The 16,818-nt window shown below is 50.2% G+C and carries 14 protein-coding genes; 2 read left to right on the forward strand and 12 right to left on the reverse strand.

Annotation, left to right across the window (positions count from 1 at the left end; genetic code table 11):
- Positions 1-10: 10 nt before the first annotated feature.
- The 5 genes from AC6I8L_RS25250 to AC6I8L_RS25270 all read right to left on the reverse strand — a co-directional run bounded on the left by AC6I8L_RS25250 (position 11) and on the right by AC6I8L_RS25270 (position 5,517).
- On the reverse strand, positions 11-895 hold the full coding sequence (locus AC6I8L_RS25250) for an ABC transporter permease (protein WP_058962454.1): 885 nt from the start codon (positions 893-895) through the stop codon (positions 11-13).
- A 10-nt stretch (positions 896-905) separates the two neighbouring features.
- Positions 906-1,856, reverse strand: a complete 951-nt coding sequence (locus AC6I8L_RS25255; protein ID WP_058962453.1) for an ABC transporter permease — start codon at positions 1,854-1,856, stop codon at positions 906-908.
- Positions 1,857-1,874: 18 nt separating this feature from the next.
- Positions 1,875-3,551, reverse strand: coding sequence for a peptide ABC transporter substrate-binding protein (locus AC6I8L_RS25260; protein ID WP_058962452.1), 1,677 nt, complete (start codon positions 3,549-3,551; stop codon positions 1,875-1,877).
- Positions 3,552-3,582: 31 nt separating this feature from the next.
- The gene (locus AC6I8L_RS25265) at positions 3,583-4,911 is read right to left on the reverse strand and encodes an NAD(P)/FAD-dependent oxidoreductase (RefSeq protein ID WP_058962451.1); all 1,329 of its coding nucleotides are present in this window, start codon (positions 4,909-4,911) and stop codon (positions 3,583-3,585) included.
- A 99-nt stretch (positions 4,912-5,010) separates the two neighbouring features.
- Entirely contained in the window at positions 5,011-5,517 is a 507-nt protein-coding gene (locus AC6I8L_RS25270; RefSeq protein ID WP_498014803.1) for a MarR family winged helix-turn-helix transcriptional regulator, read from the reverse strand.
- 220 nt (positions 5,518-5,737) lie between these two features.
- Between AC6I8L_RS25270 and AC6I8L_RS25275 the strand changes: the two genes are divergently transcribed.
- Positions 5,738-7,360 carry an ABC transporter ATP-binding protein gene (locus AC6I8L_RS25275; RefSeq protein ID WP_058962475.1) on the forward strand — a complete coding sequence of 541 codons (1,623 nt, stop codon included), beginning with the start codon at positions 5,738-5,740 and terminating at the stop codon, positions 7,358-7,360.
- An 86-nt stretch (positions 7,361-7,446) separates the two neighbouring features.
- On the opposite strand, the gene AC6I8L_RS25280 is transcribed toward AC6I8L_RS25275, so the two are convergent.
- The 5 genes from AC6I8L_RS25280 to AC6I8L_RS25300 all read right to left on the reverse strand — a co-directional run bounded on the left by AC6I8L_RS25280 (position 7,447) and on the right by AC6I8L_RS25300 (position 13,030).
- Entirely contained in the window at positions 7,447-8,424 is a 978-nt protein-coding gene (locus AC6I8L_RS25280) for a fimbrial protein (protein WP_498014805.1), read from the reverse strand.
- A 46-nt stretch (positions 8,425-8,470) separates the two neighbouring features.
- Positions 8,471-10,963, reverse strand: coding sequence for a fimbria/pilus outer membrane usher protein (locus AC6I8L_RS25285; RefSeq protein WP_498014807.1), 2,493 nt, complete (start codon positions 10,961-10,963; stop codon positions 8,471-8,473).
- A 43-nt stretch (positions 10,964-11,006) separates the two neighbouring features.
- The gene (locus tag AC6I8L_RS25290) at positions 11,007-11,684 is read right to left on the reverse strand and encodes a fimbrial biogenesis chaperone (protein ID WP_058962476.1); all 678 of its coding nucleotides are present in this window, start codon (positions 11,682-11,684) and stop codon (positions 11,007-11,009) included.
- A 58-nt stretch (positions 11,685-11,742) separates the two neighbouring features.
- Complete coding sequence (locus AC6I8L_RS25295; protein WP_498014876.1) at positions 11,743-12,267, reverse strand: fimbrial protein; 525 nt, start codon at positions 12,265-12,267, stop codon at positions 11,743-11,745.
- A gap of 205 nt (positions 12,268-12,472) precedes the next feature.
- Entirely contained in the window at positions 12,473-13,030 is a 558-nt protein-coding gene (locus tag AC6I8L_RS25300) for a hypothetical protein (RefSeq protein WP_082678172.1), read from the reverse strand.
- A 1,139-nt stretch (positions 13,031-14,169) separates the two neighbouring features.
- On the opposite strand from AC6I8L_RS25300, the gene AC6I8L_RS25305 reads away from it, so the two are divergent.
- Positions 14,170-14,340: a DUF2256 domain-containing protein gene (locus AC6I8L_RS25305; protein ID WP_072226645.1), complete on the forward strand. Its 171-nt coding sequence runs from the start codon at positions 14,170-14,172 to the stop codon at positions 14,338-14,340.
- Between the two features lie 13 nt (positions 14,341-14,353).
- Here the strand turns inward: AC6I8L_RS25305 and AC6I8L_RS25310 are convergent, their stop codons facing one another.
- Together AC6I8L_RS25310 and AC6I8L_RS25315 are read right to left on the reverse strand one after the other, a co-directional pair.
- Positions 14,354-15,805: a sugar porter family MFS transporter gene (locus AC6I8L_RS25310; RefSeq protein WP_498014810.1), complete on the reverse strand. Its 1,452-nt coding sequence runs from the start codon at positions 15,803-15,805 to the stop codon at positions 14,354-14,356.
- Between the two features lie 260 nt (positions 15,806-16,065).
- A complete protein-coding gene (locus AC6I8L_RS25315) occupies positions 16,066-16,623 on the reverse strand; it encodes a PNPOx family protein (protein ID WP_058962465.1) in 558 nt (185 codons plus the stop codon).
- Positions 16,624-16,818 lie beyond the last annotated feature (195 nt).

Below are 16,818 nucleotides of genomic sequence, written 5' to 3' on the forward strand. Positions count from 1 at the left end.
CGCTCTCCGATTAATGCTGGCTGCGGCTGTCTAGCGCATCACGCAGGCCGTCGCCAATACAGTTAAAACAGGTCACCGCGAGAGTGATCGCCAGACCCGGAGCAAGAGCTAGCCAGGGTGCACGCACCAGGTATTGTTGCGCCCCATTCAGCATATTTCCCCAGCTTGGCAGCGGCGGCTGGATACCGTAGCCAAGGAAGCTAATGTAGGCTTCCAGCAAAATGGCACGCGCCACGGTCAGCGTGGCGGCGACGATAATCGGTCCGACCACGTTGGGCAGCAGTTCCCGAAACATGATCCAGCGCCCGGAGAGCCCGAGCATTTTCGCCGCCAAAATAAACTCGCGCTCGCGCAGAGAACGCACTTCGGTTTCAACGATGCGCGCCACCTCCATCCAACTGGTAATGGCGATGATCACGGTGATCATCATCGGACTGGGTTTGAGAAACGCTGCCAGCGCCAGCAGCAGAAACACGCTGGGGAAAGAGAGAAAGGCATCAACAATGCGCATCAGCACGTTGCCCGTGCGACCGCCATAATAACCCGCGACGATGCCAATGGTGGCACCGAAAGCGATACTGAGCAGCATGGCGAAGAAGCCGACCAGCAGCGAGATGCGCCCAGCCATCAGCACGCGTGCCAGGGTGTCACGTCCGAGCGGATCGGTGCCCAGCAGGTGCCAGCCGGTAAGCGGTGGCGCAAAACGATTGCGCAGGTCGATATGCAGATCGTCAAACGGCAGCAGGAGTGGGCCAAATGCGCAGGCCAACACCATCAATACGATCAGGATGAGACCCGCACAGGCCAGTTTATGGCGCATAAAGTGTCGTAGCGTGCGGTTTTGCCACCAGCGTGAAGCGCCCGTATCGGGATGCATAACAGAAGTCGCAGACATCATTTGCTCCTTAAGCCGGACGGATGCGCGGATCAACCAGAGCGGTGATAACATCCGCCGCCAGATTGCCGATCAGCACCATCATCGCCGAGAACATCAGCAGCCCCATGACCACCGGATAATCGCTGTAGCCGAGGCTGTCCAGGAACAGTCGCCCCATGCCCGGCCAGGTAAACACGGTTTCCGCCACCAGCGCGCCGCCGAGGATCATCGGCAACTGCATTCCGGCCAGTGCAATCATCGGCAACAGGGCGTTACCCACCACGTGGCGCAACAGCACGCGCCGTGGCGACAACCCTTTAGCGCGGGCGGTTTTCACGAAATCTTGGTTGATGGTTTCCAGCGTGGCGCTGCGCATATAGCGGCTCCAGACGGCAACGTCGACGAAGGTCAGCACCATCACCGGCAGCACCAGATGGTGCAACACATCGGTAAAAGAGCCATCGCCGACGGTGTACATATTGCCGGCCGGGAACCACTGCAGCTTGAGCGCGAAAATGTAGATCGCGACCAGCCCGAACCAGAAGGTCGGGATCGACAGGGCGATCATCGAGGCCATAGTTGCCACGTCATCAAACAGGCTGTAGCGTTTCACGGCGCTTTTCACCCCGACCCAGGCGCCAATACTGACCGCCAGAAGGGTCGAGGTGACCATCAGCAGCAGCGTGGCGGGCACGTGAGAAAAGATAACCGCAAGCACCGGCTGCCCGTCGCGATAGGATCGTCCCCAGTCGCCGCGCAGCAGATGCGTCAGCCAGTCCCAGTACTGCACCGGCAGCGGGCGATTCAGGCCCATCTGCTCGGCCAGTCGATCTAACGCCTGTTGGCTCATGCCCGGCGTCAGGGCGTACTGTGAAAGCGGCCCGCCGGGAGCCAGCGTCAGTGCGGCAAAACCAATCAGCGACACCAGAAAAAGCAGTATCACGCTCTGACCCAGTCGCCGTAGCAGAAAGCCCAGCATAGAACCTCTCTTATGGCGTTACGCCCAATACCAGGTAGCGACATTCCAGCTGTCGATGCGCACGTTAACGTTAGGGATGACATTGGTTGCCCCCTGCTTGTGGCCACGCACGTTGGCGAACGGGAACAGCGGCAGGAACGGCATATCGTGGCGCACGATTTCCTGGATCTGGTTGTAGATCGCCTTGCGCTCCTCCGGTACAAACAGCGTGCTACCTTTGGTGAGCAGATCGTCAACCGCTTTGCTCTGATACTGGAAGGTGTTCTGCCCTGCCCCGCCTTTCGCCGGTATCGAGGTTGACCGCAGGTAGTCGGAGGTATCCGGATCGGCCCCGGTGAGGAAGCTCATCCCGACGATCACCGTATCGAATTTCGACATCATCCAGTATTCGCCCCACATCACTGCCGGCGGCAGGTTGGCGATCTTCATCTCAATACCGATATCCTGGAATGACTGCTGCAAGAACTGCTGCATCTGCTCACGTAGATGATTGCCCGCAGTCGTGGAGTTGGTGAACGCCAGTCGCACGCCCTTTTTCTGGCGGATGCCATCGGAACCCGGCTTCCAGCCCGCTTTATCCAGCAGCGCTTTGGCCTTGTCAGGGCTGTACTCATGTTTCTCCAGATTCGGATTGAAGTACGCGGAACCGGGCGGCATGTAGGTTTCGGTCGGTTTTGGCAGGCCGTAGTAGAGCGAATCGATAATCGTCTGCTTGTCGATGGCGTAATAGATCGCCTGGCGCACCTCCAGCTCCTGGAATTGCGGGCGCCCCAGGTTAAAGGCGAAGTTCTCAATGGTTGAGCTGGAGGAAACGTCCACCACTTTACCCGGCAGTTTTTTCGCATCGTCATAATGATCAGCCGAAATCCATTGCAGCCCGACCACGTCGATATCGCCAGAGGCAAACTGGGTATACATCACGTTAAGGTCCGGGATGTATTTGTACACCACGCGCGCCAGACCTGGCCCGCCAGTGAAGTAGTCGGTATTTGCCACCAGCTCAATATGGTCACCGGGCACGCGCTGCTGCCACTTAAACGGCCCGGTTCCGATCGGCGCGTTATTAAACGGCGCGCTGTTTTTATCTTTTACCGGGCCGAGAATGTGCTGCGGCACAATAAAGGTGGACGCGAGGATCGCCGGATAAGGCGCAAACGGTTTATCCATGCGCCAGCTGATTTCAGTCGGCGAGATGACTTTGATGTCGCGGACCAGTTCATGCCCGGTTTTGCGCCAGCTGCGAAAATCCGGGTCGACCAGTAACTCCAGCGTGAACTTCACATCCTCGGCGGTGAACGGCTTGCCATCGTGCCACTTCACCCCATCGCGCAGCTTGATGTGGAACTGTAAACCATCGGCCGAAATACCGCCGTTCGCCACCGTCGGTACTTCCATCGCCAGTGACGGCGTAAAATCGCCTTTGTCGTTGATGGCAAATAGCGGGTCGAAGATGCTGAAGTGAATGCCCTCATCGACCTCAATGTGCGGCAGATGCGGGTTGAATACTGTCGGCTCTTGTGAGAAGCCAATCACCATCTGACCTTTGCGCATGGTGGGCGTCGCGACGGCCGCGGCAAAGGCCTCACCGAAACTGAACATCGGCGGCAGCGCCGCCGAAGCCGCCCCAACCACAAGGTAAGTCAGCGCTTTACGTCGGGAGAGATGCGGCAGCATGTCATCAAACTTTTTAGTCATCTGGATTCCTCTGGTCAGGTTAATGCGAGCGTCAAACGCCGCTGAGAATTTCTATCTTTGAGCCATCTGAAAAACGCGAATAACGAAACGCATGCGGATCGACGATCGGCGAACGCCCCAGCACCAGGTCGGCCATCAAGCGCCCGGCAGCGGGGCCAATGCCAAAGCCATGACCGGAAAATCCGGTGGCGATAAAGAAACCAGGTTTGCTATCAACGGCGGAAATCACCGGCACCGCATCGGGCACAACGTCGATGCAGCCCGCCCAATACTGCGCGACCTTTGTCGGTTGAAACGCTGGCAGGTGCTGCTGAAGCTGCGCCAGGGCGCGATCGGCCATGGCATAAGACGGGATGGGATCCAGCACGCGGCAGTATTCAAACGGCGACGCGCGATCCATCTTCCAGCGGCGGTCCAGCCGTGCTTCATCCAGGAATCGCCCACCCAGGCGGAAGCGCAACGAGCGCCATTCGCTTTTTAACGCGGGGAGAAAATCGCTTGCGTAGCGGAACGCGTCCGGCACCATATCGGAAAGATTTTCATGACCGGATGCCACGGTATAGCCCCCGTCCTGCCGCTTGCGAATGGCGAATCCATGGCACCACAGCGCCTCGGTCGGGCCCTCCAGCGGTGCTGTACGGATCACGCTGTTGATCACCTTGAGCTGCGGCAGTCGCAAATCATGGCGGGAGGTAAACAGCGAAGACCACGCACCGCCCGCCAGCACTACGCTTTGACAGGCGATTTCACCGCGCTCAGTGATGACTGAGGAAACTCGCCCGGCAGAGGTTTCCACACCCCGTACCGCACATTCGGTGAGAATAAACGCGCCGTTGCGTCTTGCCGCTTCGGCTATCGCCGGAGCCACTTTCTGCGGCTCGGCGCGGCCATCCTCTGGGGTATACAGCGCACCTAAGGCCCCAATACGGTTCCCGGGAAACTTCTGATTGAACTGCCCGGCATCCAGCATTTTCGAGGTGACCGGATAGCCCTGTACCTGCTGTAACCACTGCTGGTTCTGATCAATCTGTTCCTGGTTATGGCAGGCAAACACGATGCCAGCACGGGTGTAGCCTGTGTCGGCTTCGATGCGCTGGTCGAGCGACTGCCAGATTGACAACGCTTGCGCCATTAAGGGGATTTCACGCGGATCACGGCGCGAGATGCGTACCCAGCCCCAGTTACGGCTCGACTGTTCATGTCCAATCTGCCCCTTTTCACACAGGGCCACGCGCAGGCCCTGCTCGGCCAACTCCAGAGCTGTCGAGGTGCCAATAATCCCGCCGCCTATGACGACGACATCAACGCTTTTCGGTAACACTTCATCGCCGTGAACCGGCACCACTCTTGGACCAGGCATTATCTTATTTCCCAGTTTAATATTTCATGGATAAAAGCCGAGAGCCCTCTCAGAGTATTTATCACCCTGTAACAATGAGACGTGAAATAAATAACCCAGCTAAATAAAACGAATATCGCCGCGTTGCTGACGATGCCAGCACATTATTTTATTAAACAGATTGAGCATCAGCGTTTTTTCATCTTCGCTGACCATATGAAAGAATTCACGGTCCTGCTGCTGGGTTAACGCCACCACGTTCTGCGCCAGTTTGTGCCCCTTAACGGTCAGATACAGGGCCTGAGAACGCTGGTCTTCCGGATCGCTCTGGCGCATCACCAGCCCCTGCTGCACCATTTTATCGACCAGACGACCCATTGAGGAACGGTCACGCATAATCAGGTCAGCAATGGCAGAGGGACGGATGCCCGGATGGCGGGAGACAATCAATAAGGTACTGATTTTCCCAGTTCCTTTTGCCACATCAAGGCCGGAAAGTTTGTTATCGAGATCGCGGGAGACGGCAATGTTGATACTGCGGATATAAAAACTTAACAGGCTTTCCAGGCCGCCCAGGTCGTGAAAACCAGCGGTTTCAGATTCAGTTTCACGGGCAACTTCCGTCATCGTTCCACCTCGCGGGCTTCAGGGCTAACCGGATAATTCGTGACTGCGAAATCAGTATTAATGGATTTAGTGGACAGTCACAACTAATTTTGCCATAGGATTTTGTGATTACTTACCTAACAGTTAATTTACATCGCACCATAATAAAACGATCTTTCCGGCCACATAATGCTGATGCTAATTTAACTTACCGACCACTTTTCAGTGCGAGAGTATATATATGGCCCAGCCTCAGTCGGCTTTATTATCGGTTCGTCATTTAACGGTTTCATTGCCCGAAGGAATGGATCGCGCCTGCGCGGTAGAGGATATTTCTTTCGACCTGATGCCAGGGGAGATGCTGTGTATTATCGGCGAGTCCGGTTCGGGAAAATCGGTGACGGCACATGCGGCGATGGGACTGCTGCCGCCCGCGCTGACTGTCACTCAGGGCGAGATGCGCCTCAACGACGTTAATTTGCTAACCGCTTCGCCCGCGCAGCTGCGCAGCCTGCAGGGCAAATCCATCGCCATTATTTTCCAGGACCCACTGTCGGCACTGAATCCGATTATGACCATCGGCAAGCAGATTGCCGAGGTGATGGAAGCGCATAATGAAGGCACGCCACTATTGCGCCAGCAGAAGGTACTTTCGCTGCTTACCGAGGTCGGGCTGCCGGAGCCTGAAACCGTGCAGCATCAGTATCCCTTTAACCTGTCTGGCGGTCAGCGCCAACGCGTGATGATCGCCATGGCACTGGCGCTGGATCCTGACGTGCTGATAGCCGATGAGCCGACCACCGCGCTCGACGTCACCACCCAGGCGCAGATTTTACAGCTGATACGCACTCTGCAAACGCGCAAGCAGATGAGCGTGATGTTTATCACCCACGATTTTGGCGTGGTGCAGGAAATCGCCGACCGGGTGATCGTGATGCGCAGCGGGCAGATTGTGGAAGAGGGCCTAGCCAAAAAGGTGCTTAGCTCCCCTGCTCATCCTTACACTCGACAGCTGATTGCCGCCGTGCCACATCTGCGTCAGGACGAGCGCGTGCGCAAAGATCACCAACCCATCGTACTGGAGGCCGTTGACCTGTGCAAAACCTATCGTAAATCTTCCGGGTTTTTCGGCCGTGGCCGAGAGGTGCGTGCCCTGAATAAGGTCAGCTTTATATTGCGCAAAGGGCAGACGCTGGGCGTGGTCGGCGAGTCTGGATCCGGCAAGTCATCCCTCGGACGCCTGTTGGTGAAGCTGCTTGCTGCTGACTCAGGACAAATCCGCTTTGACGGCCGCGATATTGTGCCAATCCCCGAAGTGGAATTCCGCCCGCTGCGTCCGCTCATTCAGATGATTTTCCAGGATCCTTTCGCCTCACTCAATCCGCGCCACACCATCGGAACGATTCTCTCCGTCGGCCCGCTCACGCATGGCGGCATGACGGCGACAGAGGTGCGGAAAAAAGCGCTACGCCTGCTGTCTTTGGTTGGGCTTGAGCCCAGTGCTTATGAGCGCTATCCGCACGAGTTTTCTGGCGGTCAGCGCCAGCGCATTGGCATTGCCCGCGCGCTGATGTTTGACCCTTTGTTGCTGGTTGCCGATGAATCTGTGTCGGCGCTGGATGTTTCCGTGCAGGCGCAGGTATTAGCGCTGCTTGAAGAAGTGCAGCAGAAAACACAGGTATCGATTCTTTTTATCACCCACGACCTGCGCGTCGCTAGCCAGATCTGTGACGACATTATCGTGCTGTACAAAGGCGATGTGGTTGAAACGGGCACCCCGCAACAGGTCTTCAGCGCGCCACAGCACAGCTACACGAAATCATTAGTTGCGGCGATCCCGGGAAGGGATGTCGCGAGACTGTAGGATAATTTTTTTGCAGCGGTCTTTTTAATTGATCCCCCCACATTAAATCTTCAAAGGGGGTTTCTCCCCTCAGGTACCATCAGACTTTATTGGTAGGTCATGGTAAAGGATGCCGTTGCATTGGCCGTTCCTGATTCAATGTTTGTCTCAGTTTGGTAATAAGATGCCCTGAATGGGATGTTAACTATTTTCCCGGCAGTTAATATTGTATCAAATTTAATCATCTTACCAAACTGGACAGGTGTATTATTATAGAGCAACTGAACACCTACTCCGTTTGCTGTTGAATCACTGTTTAGACCTAACACTCCATTTACGGGATCAGTAATCGGACTGACATTATCGATTGTGATATTCACAGCAGTATTCTCGTCACAGTTAAGAGCAACGAAGAAATCCACTGGATTTAAGGTACTTCCTACACCATTAAACTTAGGTATCGTCGCAATACCCATATTGACATTTAAGTTCCGATCGCTAACTTGACAAGAAACAGTGCTGGTATTAATCGGAGTAAAAATATATTTATACAGTGGCAATCTTTTAACATTATTACTGACAGGAGTGCTGTACTCCATGTTCAGGGCAAATGTAGGGATATTCCCTGTCGCTGGTGTATGACTGGTTTTTATTAATTCGAACGTATCCGTAAAGGTTGACACACCAATCTGGAGTATTCCTCGGTTCCACACAGCATCGTTAAGGCTTCTTCTTGTTACAATACCAGTTGTATTCGTGGTGCTTGAGTGATTACTCCATTTTATTCCCACACCGGGAATATCTGTGGCTCTGACATCATTAAGCACCGTTGAACCATGGTCGATGTTTCCACCCGCTAACTGAATGAACCATGATCCTTCATAAGCAGCCTGCCCCTCAGCATCACAGGTGATTGGAGTGACTGTCGTTATTGAGGCAAGTACCGTTCCAACGGGAACATCACGCTGAATGATAATGTTTTTTTCAAAAAATACGGTTGCATCTGATGCTGTACAATATGCATAAGCACAAGAGGATATTGAAAAATTTATTGTTAAAACTATCAACTTATAAAATAACGACATGCTCGCCAAAACTCCATGATTCTAAATCTAATAACAGATGCATCACTCATTCACACGCAACCGTTAAGCGCTGAATTTTTCCGGGAGCGGATTGTAATTTCACTTGCGAATGACAAATAACTTCATTCCATGATGCTGAGATATTATCACCGACATTAAGACCGCTTAAATAAACTTCACCATCGTAACCAACAATGCTCATGATGTTTTCTCTATCGAGTTTCACAAGCGCACCAAAAGGAACGGTCTTATTCTTATAAATTAATTTTATTAAAGCGCGATAACCTGTACGGGCACGAAATTCAGCGCGTACTACGGCACCACGCGTTGGTATGACATTGACCACCGATTCTGATATATCAACATCAGAATCAAGCGAACGCGTATCAATAGCGATGCGATTGACCTGGTATGCGCTGGCGTAAGGTAAAACAGCATAGCCCTGCCGGTCAGTTTTAACACCGGGATTATTGTCCACTTTTAAATCAGGAGCACCCTCGGCTTCTAACAACACAACGGTATCCCCCAGAGGCTGTGAAAAAGTCACCCCTTTTTCGTGAGCAACAATCCCGCCCTGTAAGCCAAAATTAAATTGTCTGTTCGCCTGACTGTAATTATATCCGCCATTAATCGTGCCATATCCTCCTTTATACATGCCACTTACAGCCCCCCTTGTCTGGCCGCCTGATGAAGAATAGCCCTGTTGCAGTAAATAACTGAGATTATTGTCTGCAAGGGCCGTTCCACTCAGCCCTAGCTGATGTGCTTCAGGGCCGCTTTTTTGCACATTGACACTGTAATTTGCCCAACTGTTTGAAAGCCAGTTGCTAAGCGGTACCTGTACATTTAATGACAGAATCTGGTCCTTTTGTGCATTTCCGGGTGTTTCGCTATAAGTATATCCCAGCGAGTAACTGATCCCATTAATGCTGGTGTTAAATCCAGTACTGAGGTTGCGTTCATATCCAAATTTGCGCCAGAAATCCTGTTGGTAGGCAGAAATATAAAAACTTCCCCAGTTTTGCAATAACTGGTTAAGGTTTAGCTGCAGACGGCTTCGTTTGTTATAGCGCTGACTATTAAATTCGTTAACTTCCTGAAACGTGTAAAAGCCTTCGGTGGAATAGCGATAACTTGCTAAAGTCACCGTAGTGTCGGTTGCCGCAACAGTTTTAGAGTACTGGAGTCGATATGATTGTCCGCGCTGTCGATTGGATTCATCACCAATGAGTTGGCTATCTGCCATGGTCATATCAGCTGACAATGAACCAATATCCCCGAAACTTAATCCCGTCCCCACAACCCCTGATAAATAGTTGTTCGCTCCAAGTAAACCACCATACAGCGTCAGGTAATTGGATACGCCGTAGGCCAGTGTTCCCATCCCGAAGATCGGAGTCTCGGCTTCTTGTTTTGTGGTTCGATATTGGCCGCCACTGAGCGCATATTTCAGGCGCCCTTCCCTTAACATGACTGGCACGGCGGAAAAGGGTTGCACGAAATGTTGAGTGCTTCCATCAGCCTCAGTCACCGTTACATCTAAGTCACCGCTTGCCGCGGTGGGATAAAGATCACCGATTGAAAAACTGCCTGGCGCAACATAAGTCTGATAAATCGTATAGCCGTTTTGCTTTACGGTAACCATGGCATTGGTCCGCGCAATACCACGGATCACAGGAGCAAAACCTCTCCTGCTGTTTGGCAACATCGTGTCGTCAGAGAAAAGTTGTGCACCACGAAACATGACGCTATCAAAAATGTCGCCGGGCGTACTTGTTTCACCCAACTGAAGCTGCCCCGTCAATGACTGAACATCACGACTCAACGTTGTCGTCAAAGAGGTAAGCGTTCCATTCCCTCCGTTTTTCGTTCCTGTGCTGTAATTTCGCAAACGCCACGGGCCAATGTTCACACCGCTCTGAAGATTCATGTAGAGTTGATCCTGCTGGTCGCCATACTTTGTCCAGTTTCGAGAGCCATTGACGCTATAATTAAACATCAAAGCATTTATACCCTGATTCCATTGTGAGGGGTCGACTGCACCACGCGCTCGTATGTTTAATGCCGATTGCGGAATTGAAATAATCAATTTTTGTTTGTCAAAATCCAATCGGGTGTATGCATCAGGAATAAATGTCCCGGGATCGGTAATGATCGTTTCATTCGGTAGTGCCGCCAAAGCCGGGAATGCGTGAATCCTGACACCCAGTATTTCGAATAAAGAACGGTTAAGTTCGGGTGCCAGGCCCACACCGTTAATGACGACGAAAGAAATGTCCTCCGTTGCGATGTATTTCTGGTTCAACCATATCTCAACCCTATATGTTCCTGGCAACTGTCCTCCTCGTTCAAAACGTGCAAGGTCGATCTGTTTTGGTCCCGTGCTCGTTTTCTCGAGTGCATCTGCCATGAAATAGAGGTCACCTGCCTGGACAGGAAGCATCCCTGAAAACAAAAGCGCAATTGCTGATAACTGAGCATATATATAAGTTCGCGGCTCGGAAAAGGACCGACCCCAAAGATTATAAATACTTTTCACTTTGCCTTCCTATGGAGATGACACAGCTAATTATAAAAATGAATTACTTCAGTACCAGTCGCGATTCCTGCGTGACGCCACCATAATCATTTATCGCTGTCCAGAAAACTTCATCACCTTGCCCGGTTATAGATACCGTTCCGAATGGCGATATCATAGGGGGATGATTAACGACATTACCCTCAATTCTCAATGAAAAAAGAGAGATATAAAAGGGTGTTGGGTTGGAAATAATGACCAATTTACCGTTGCGTATTGCATTCAATTTTCTCCATGCTTCACTGGCTTTTTCATTACTCAATTCAGCAGGTCTATAAAAGAGTTTAATGCGGGTCTTTACAGCAATGAGCAATCTATTTTGATTGGACTTTTCCATTGAAGGAATAGATTTGACATTCAGCCAAAAGAGAGACTCACGATCCCCTGGCAGTGCGCCATCACCAGCGTAAATTACCCGTAGTGTATTTTCATGCCCTCCATCCAGTCGAAACAGCGGCGGTGTCACTATAAATGGTGTTTTTTTCGATGATTCTTCACTCACTTCGAGCCATGACTGAATTAAATACGGATTGGCATCCTTACTATTACTCACTGAAAGTGAGGCTTCTTTTTCGGCACCATGATAAATCAACCGTGTACCACCCACAGTGACACTTGCCTGACTCGATACATTAAAGATGCATGCGCACAGTAATAAAATTGCGCGAATGAATATACTCATTATTCATGTCCGTAATTCATCTGATTAATGAAGGCGTGCCAAAAGCACGCCCTGGTGATTACTGGTAGGTGATAGTAAAATCTGATGATGCGTTTGCAGTCCCCGCAACGACGCTCGCCTGCGTTGCTTTATACTTTGCAACAAACGACATTTTATTACTGTTAACAGCGGCCTCAAGCGCACTTTTTGAGGTCGTATCTAATACGATGCTTTTAGATTGAGTGGCCAGAGGGATGGGGGTGATACCATCTTCCTCATAAAAAGCCACACCCACACCTTTCGCTGTCTCCCCACTGCCTAGCGCCAGAATGCTGCTATCAGAAGCATCTGACGGCCCATCAAATTTTACCGAAGCAGACGTTACTGATGCAGGACAGTTATTAAGCACAATGCTAAAGTGCGTTGCTGCTGCAACATCACCTGCAGCATTGAAGGAACTTTTGGGAATATTTCCCAGATTAACAGTTTGCGATTCCGTGCTCGTATCTATAGTACAGGCAGCATCCAGAATTTTCCCGGTAAAATTAATTGTCCCATCAGCCGCATTTGAAATAAATGGGACTGTAGTTAAAACAGATGTCATTAGCAATTTTCGTAATGTCGCGGTGAATTTAACTGGCATTGTACATATCCTTATTGTTGAAAAATTATTGCACCGAAACAGCTCCGATGCCGTCAGGGCGGAAATACCGCTAAATCAATAAAACCATTACCTTTCTATAACTCCGGAGAAAGAACAATGATTTTATTGTTTAACTATCAATTAAACGACTGCAGCAGCCTATTCTCTATGATAAAAGTAAGATGAGCTGTTTCATTTCAAGACCACTTTTTAATGAAAGTCTATTCCATAAATAGTTATTTTTAGCGCTATCAGACTTGCGCTTCCTTAAATAATGACTTCTTTTTGCATCATATAAGCTCATCATAAAGGCAATGTGTTCATGCGACAAACGCTTAGCTAACCCTTTGTGTAATACATTCTTCAATCTCGTCTGTCTGTCTATGAAGTCTGAACGATTAGCATGGTCACAAAGTATCTTAAGTTCTTTAAGCGTCGCGATCAGATTAAACATTTTCAGGTAGTTGTTCCTGATGTTTTCCTCTGTAGTAAGAAAATACGCGCGCCGTGACAACCCCCGTTCGGCGAGTCTAAAGTATATCCATTTTATATTATCGCAATCTCCTCCTATCGAGTCGATAAGAATACTGGGGCGATCCAAAATCGTTGCGCAAACTATGAATGCAAGACGATTATCAAAAAAGAACACTTCTTTATCGTCTTCAATTAATGATTTTATGGCTTCTTTTATAACAAAATTAGTCGTAAATACCAGCAGTGTCATTAACATCCTTCCTTTTTATAACACTCTACTTATATCTAAGGGGTTTTTCACCAGATAAATACGCACAATAGATCCTCTATCTATTTTATATGCCTTACCATTAACTCTTGAAAAGGGATAACGTTCAAAACCGACAAAATTAAATGCATCGCGAATTTTTTTACCATTGATAATAAATAAGACCTGGTGCATCTTAAACCAAAGTTATAAAATACATCTGTGATAATATCACTATCACAGACCTCAAATTCATCCATGCGAGATAGCATATATTCGAATAGTCTGGCTTTTGTCACACCAAACATTATCATCCGCCCATTTTTTATGTTGATCAGCGTTCGGGTTGAAAGCCTGTACTCTAAATTTTGGAAAATAGTGTATCCATATAAACATTCGTCAGCGACAAAATGCACAAATACTCCTTCAAGCTAGACGTTGAACATCCATATTTACGCCGCATCGGGGGACTGAAGTCACCTGATGCGATGTAAATCCTATTTAAAAAAAAATCATGCAGCAATGAGACAACATTATTAACACAAAACACCAAATAAATAAGAATTCACAGTATATAACTCCACAATGAATGCATAAGTCAGTGTAAAAAAGCGGATCTTATAAATTTGATCTTAATCATCAGCAATATTTTACGCTAAACACCCCTAGGTATATTTACCTATTTTCATGCAAATTATTAGCAACATAAACCACAAAAACAAAAAATAACACCTAAAACAATGAGTTAAAAATGGTATATCCCAGCAACTAAACCTACTCTTAACAAGGTTAATTTAGGAGTTTTCATAACCTCAAAATGCCAGTCAATGTTCAAAGTAGTACAGACGGCGCCGTCGAATACTTTCATCGTATAGACTTAACTCGCTAACTATCACCTACCGATTGACAGGGTTGGCGTGCTTTACTAAGTTTTCGGGTTATTCGTTGCTCGCTCCTTTTGACTCACTGGGAAAACCTTCGTTTTGCGCTGATTTAGCGAAGTGTGTAGCACCAGGATCTGATGGACAACATCAAAGTAATGAGATTTTTTTGGCGATGTTTATCGGTTTTAACAACTTTTAAATATTCGATATCAGATTGAACTGTTGAATGCTGGCTCACTTCATTGCAGGCAACACGTTATGAAAGGCTTCAAAGGAAACAAAAAATCCCTGCCCGTCCGCTACTGCAAGCAGTGCCATAAGCCGATGACCTGGCGTAAAAAGTGGGAAAATTGCTGGGATGAAGTGCAGTACTGCTCGGAACGCTGCCGCCGCGCAGCCAAAAGCCACACGGTCGGCAGCGGGTCTTGACACGATTTGATCGCTACGCTGAAGCCGCCGTTTCAGTCGTGCTCTCGCCAAAATGTTCACGCATGTGTGATTCGATCTCTTCCAACGATTTGCCACGGGTTTCCGGCAACATCACCGCGACAAACACCAGGGAAGCCACGTTGATCGCAGCGAAGATAAAGAATGCATTATTTCCCACCAGCGACAGCAGTGGCGGGAAAGCCAACGCAATGATGGCGTTACATATCCACTGAAAAGCCACCGCTGAACCGGTCAGTACGCCACGTACTTTCATCGGAAACAGCTCAGACATCAGCAGCCAATACACGGGCGAAATACACATCTGCATAAAGAAGAGAAACACCAGGATGCAGGCCAGCGCCAGCAGGCTTTGCACTAAACTGTGCGGCATCAGTATCAGCACCGCTCCCAGCGCCAGCTGCATGGCGATCACCACCGATAACCCGGTGATAAGCATTGGGCGGCGACCAAAATGGCTGATCGCTTTGATGCCGGCAAAAGTCGCGATCACAGATACCACGCCGTTGCCTATCGTGGCTGCGATCGACGCGCTGGTGCCAAGTCCGGTACTTTTAAGAATGATAGGCGTGTAATACATAAAAGCATTCACACCGGTGAATTGCGCCACGATACCCATACCGCAGCCCAACAGCAGCAATCGTACTATCCATTTTTCTTTCAGCAGTTCACGAGCGGGCGGCCCCTGACGGGCTTCGCGCGCGTTCTGACGCATCTCCGCCATCTCTTTTTTGATTTCGCGCGGATTCTCACGCAATTTGCGCAGAATACGTAACGCCTCGTTTATGCGCCCTTCGGCCACCATCCAGTGCGGTGAGGCCGGGACAAAAAAGGTGCCAATAAACAGCAGCACGCCCGGGATCATCGCCAGCGACAACATATAACGCCACATGCTCGGATCGTGCAGTAACAGACTCATCGCCGCACTGACGATGTAAGCCAGCAACTGGCCTGACACAATCATCAGCTCATTACGGCTGACCAGCGGCGCACGATGTTTCGGACCCGCAATCTCAGCGATAAACACCGGAACCGTGGAGGATCCGCCCCCCACGGCGAATCCGAGGATAAATCGCATCACCACCATGATCTCAAGATTCGGCGCGATGGTGGTGCCTAACGCACCAGCGACAAATAACACGGCCAGGCTGCGCAGCGTGATACGGCGGCCAAAGCGATCAGAGACAAACCCGCTAACGAAGGCCCCGAACGCTGAACCAAATGTGAGCGCTGAAGTGACCAGCCCTTCGGTAAAGGGGGTGAGATCAAGTCCGCCCTGCGAGGTCGGCAGAGTCATATAGGGCAGCGCACCGGAAATGATGCCCGTGTCATAACCGAACGCCAGCGCGCCCATGGTGGCGACTAACACCACAAAGAACAGACGTTGCTGCACGGTTAAATTGAGCGAGCCGCCATCATCCGATGGGGGCGGAGAAGAGTTTTGCATTTGAGCTTCCATGGGTTGCTAAAAACACAGCTAACACTGTGTAAAGAAAGGTATGATTATAGTCAGGATTTGAAAAATGAGATCTGAGTCACGGTATTGCGTTGGGTCTGAGAGGTTTTTACAGAAGACTTTTTTGATTTTCGAATTCAGATCGTGGGTTAACCCTCGCCGGCATCCACATCGCCCACAACGTGTTATTTGCGGTGCACAGATAATAAAGCGAGGCTGTTATTACGAGGGAATGGAAGGATGCCGAATCTTCAAGGGTTAATCCAGGTGAATGTAGTCAGACTTCCCGTTGCGGAATAAGTCAGTCGTGCCCTGCGATTATTGTCGCGCTCAAGCCGAGACCAGTCGAGCGACTCAGCCTGAAAAACCAACACACCAAAATGGCGCTGACCGCCTTCCCCGCTCTCCTCACTTTCAGCATGATGGATTTGATCGCGCGGAAACAACCATTCTTCTCCCGGCGGCCCGCCTGAATAACTCCTGCGCGTCCAGACTGGCAACCCTTGCCACGTTTGCCCGGCGAGAGAGCTTGCCGGTTCATATCGTTTGAAAACCCCCTGCAAACGTAACTGCAGGCGTGATTGCGAGCAAAATCCCAATACCGTTGCAGCGGGGTTGAGGGCTAATTCCTGCCATTTTGCACTGCGGATATCGGTGTGAAACTCCAGAAGCCGCTGGGCACTGTCCGTTCGCCTTAACACCATCATGCGAGCCTGTGGTTTGAACGCAGTATCAATGGTGCAGACGTTCAGATAACGAAACCCGGCGTGGGGATCGTTTGCTGCGTTATTCAGTTCCTGCCAGGCCATGGCATCAATATGTTCAGATTCTGGTGTCAAAACTTACGCCCTCAATGTAACGAATGACCTTAAGTATAGAGACTTGTGATTATTCATTGAGGTGTTGCGGGATTAACTTTACTTGATGGGTGTGACGCTGGAACCTCCGCACACCAGGCGTGAAGGTTCCAGCTATCAGATTATGACAGGGCCTTTCTCCGTGGA

The organism is Type-E symbiont of Plautia stali (assembly GCF_059731115.1).

Bases quoted from the DNA above. Each gene is read 5' to 3' on its own strand.
- AC6I8L_RS25250 (WP_058962454.1), bottom strand. From the start codon at position 895: ATGTCTGCGACTTCTGTTATGCATCCCGATACGGGCGCTTCACGCTGG.
- AC6I8L_RS25255 (WP_058962453.1), bottom strand. From the start codon at position 1,856: ATGCTGGGCTTTCTGCTACGGCGACTGGGTCAGAGCGTGATACTGCTT.
- AC6I8L_RS25260 (WP_058962452.1), bottom strand. From the start codon at position 3,551: ATGACTAAAAAGTTTGATGACATGCTGCCGCATCTCTCCCGACGTAAA.
- AC6I8L_RS25265 (WP_058962451.1), bottom strand. From the start codon at position 4,911: ATGCCTGGTCCAAGAGTGGTGCCGGTTCACGGCGATGAAGTGTTACCG.
- AC6I8L_RS25270 (WP_498014803.1), bottom strand. From the start codon at position 5,517: ATGACGGAAGTTGCCCGTGAAACTGAATCTGAAACCGCTGGTTTTCAC.
- AC6I8L_RS25275 (WP_058962475.1), top strand. From the start codon at position 5,738: ATGGCCCAGCCTCAGTCGGCTTTATTATCGGTTCGTCATTTAACGGTT.
- AC6I8L_RS25280 (WP_498014805.1), bottom strand. From the start codon at position 8,424: ATGTCGTTATTTTATAAGTTGATAGTTTTAACAATAAATTTTTCAATA.
- AC6I8L_RS25290 (WP_058962476.1), bottom strand. From the start codon at position 11,684: ATGAGTATATTCATTCGCGCAATTTTATTACTGTGCGCATGCATCTTT.
- AC6I8L_RS25295 (WP_498014876.1), bottom strand. From the start codon at position 12,267: ATGACATCTGTTTTAACTACAGTCCCATTTATTTCAAATGCGGCTGAT.
- AC6I8L_RS25300 (WP_082678172.1), bottom strand. From the start codon at position 13,030: ATGACACTGCTGGTATTTACGACTAATTTTGTTATAAAAGAAGCCATA.
- AC6I8L_RS25305 (WP_072226645.1), top strand. From the start codon at position 14,170: ATGAAAGGCTTCAAAGGAAACAAAAAATCCCTGCCCGTCCGCTACTGC.
- AC6I8L_RS25310 (WP_498014810.1), bottom strand. From the start codon at position 15,805: ATGCAAAACTCTTCTCCGCCCCCATCGGATGATGGCGGCTCGCTCAAT.
- AC6I8L_RS25315 (WP_058962465.1), bottom strand. From the start codon at position 16,623: ATGGCCTGGCAGGAACTGAATAACGCAGCAAACGATCCCCACGCCGGG.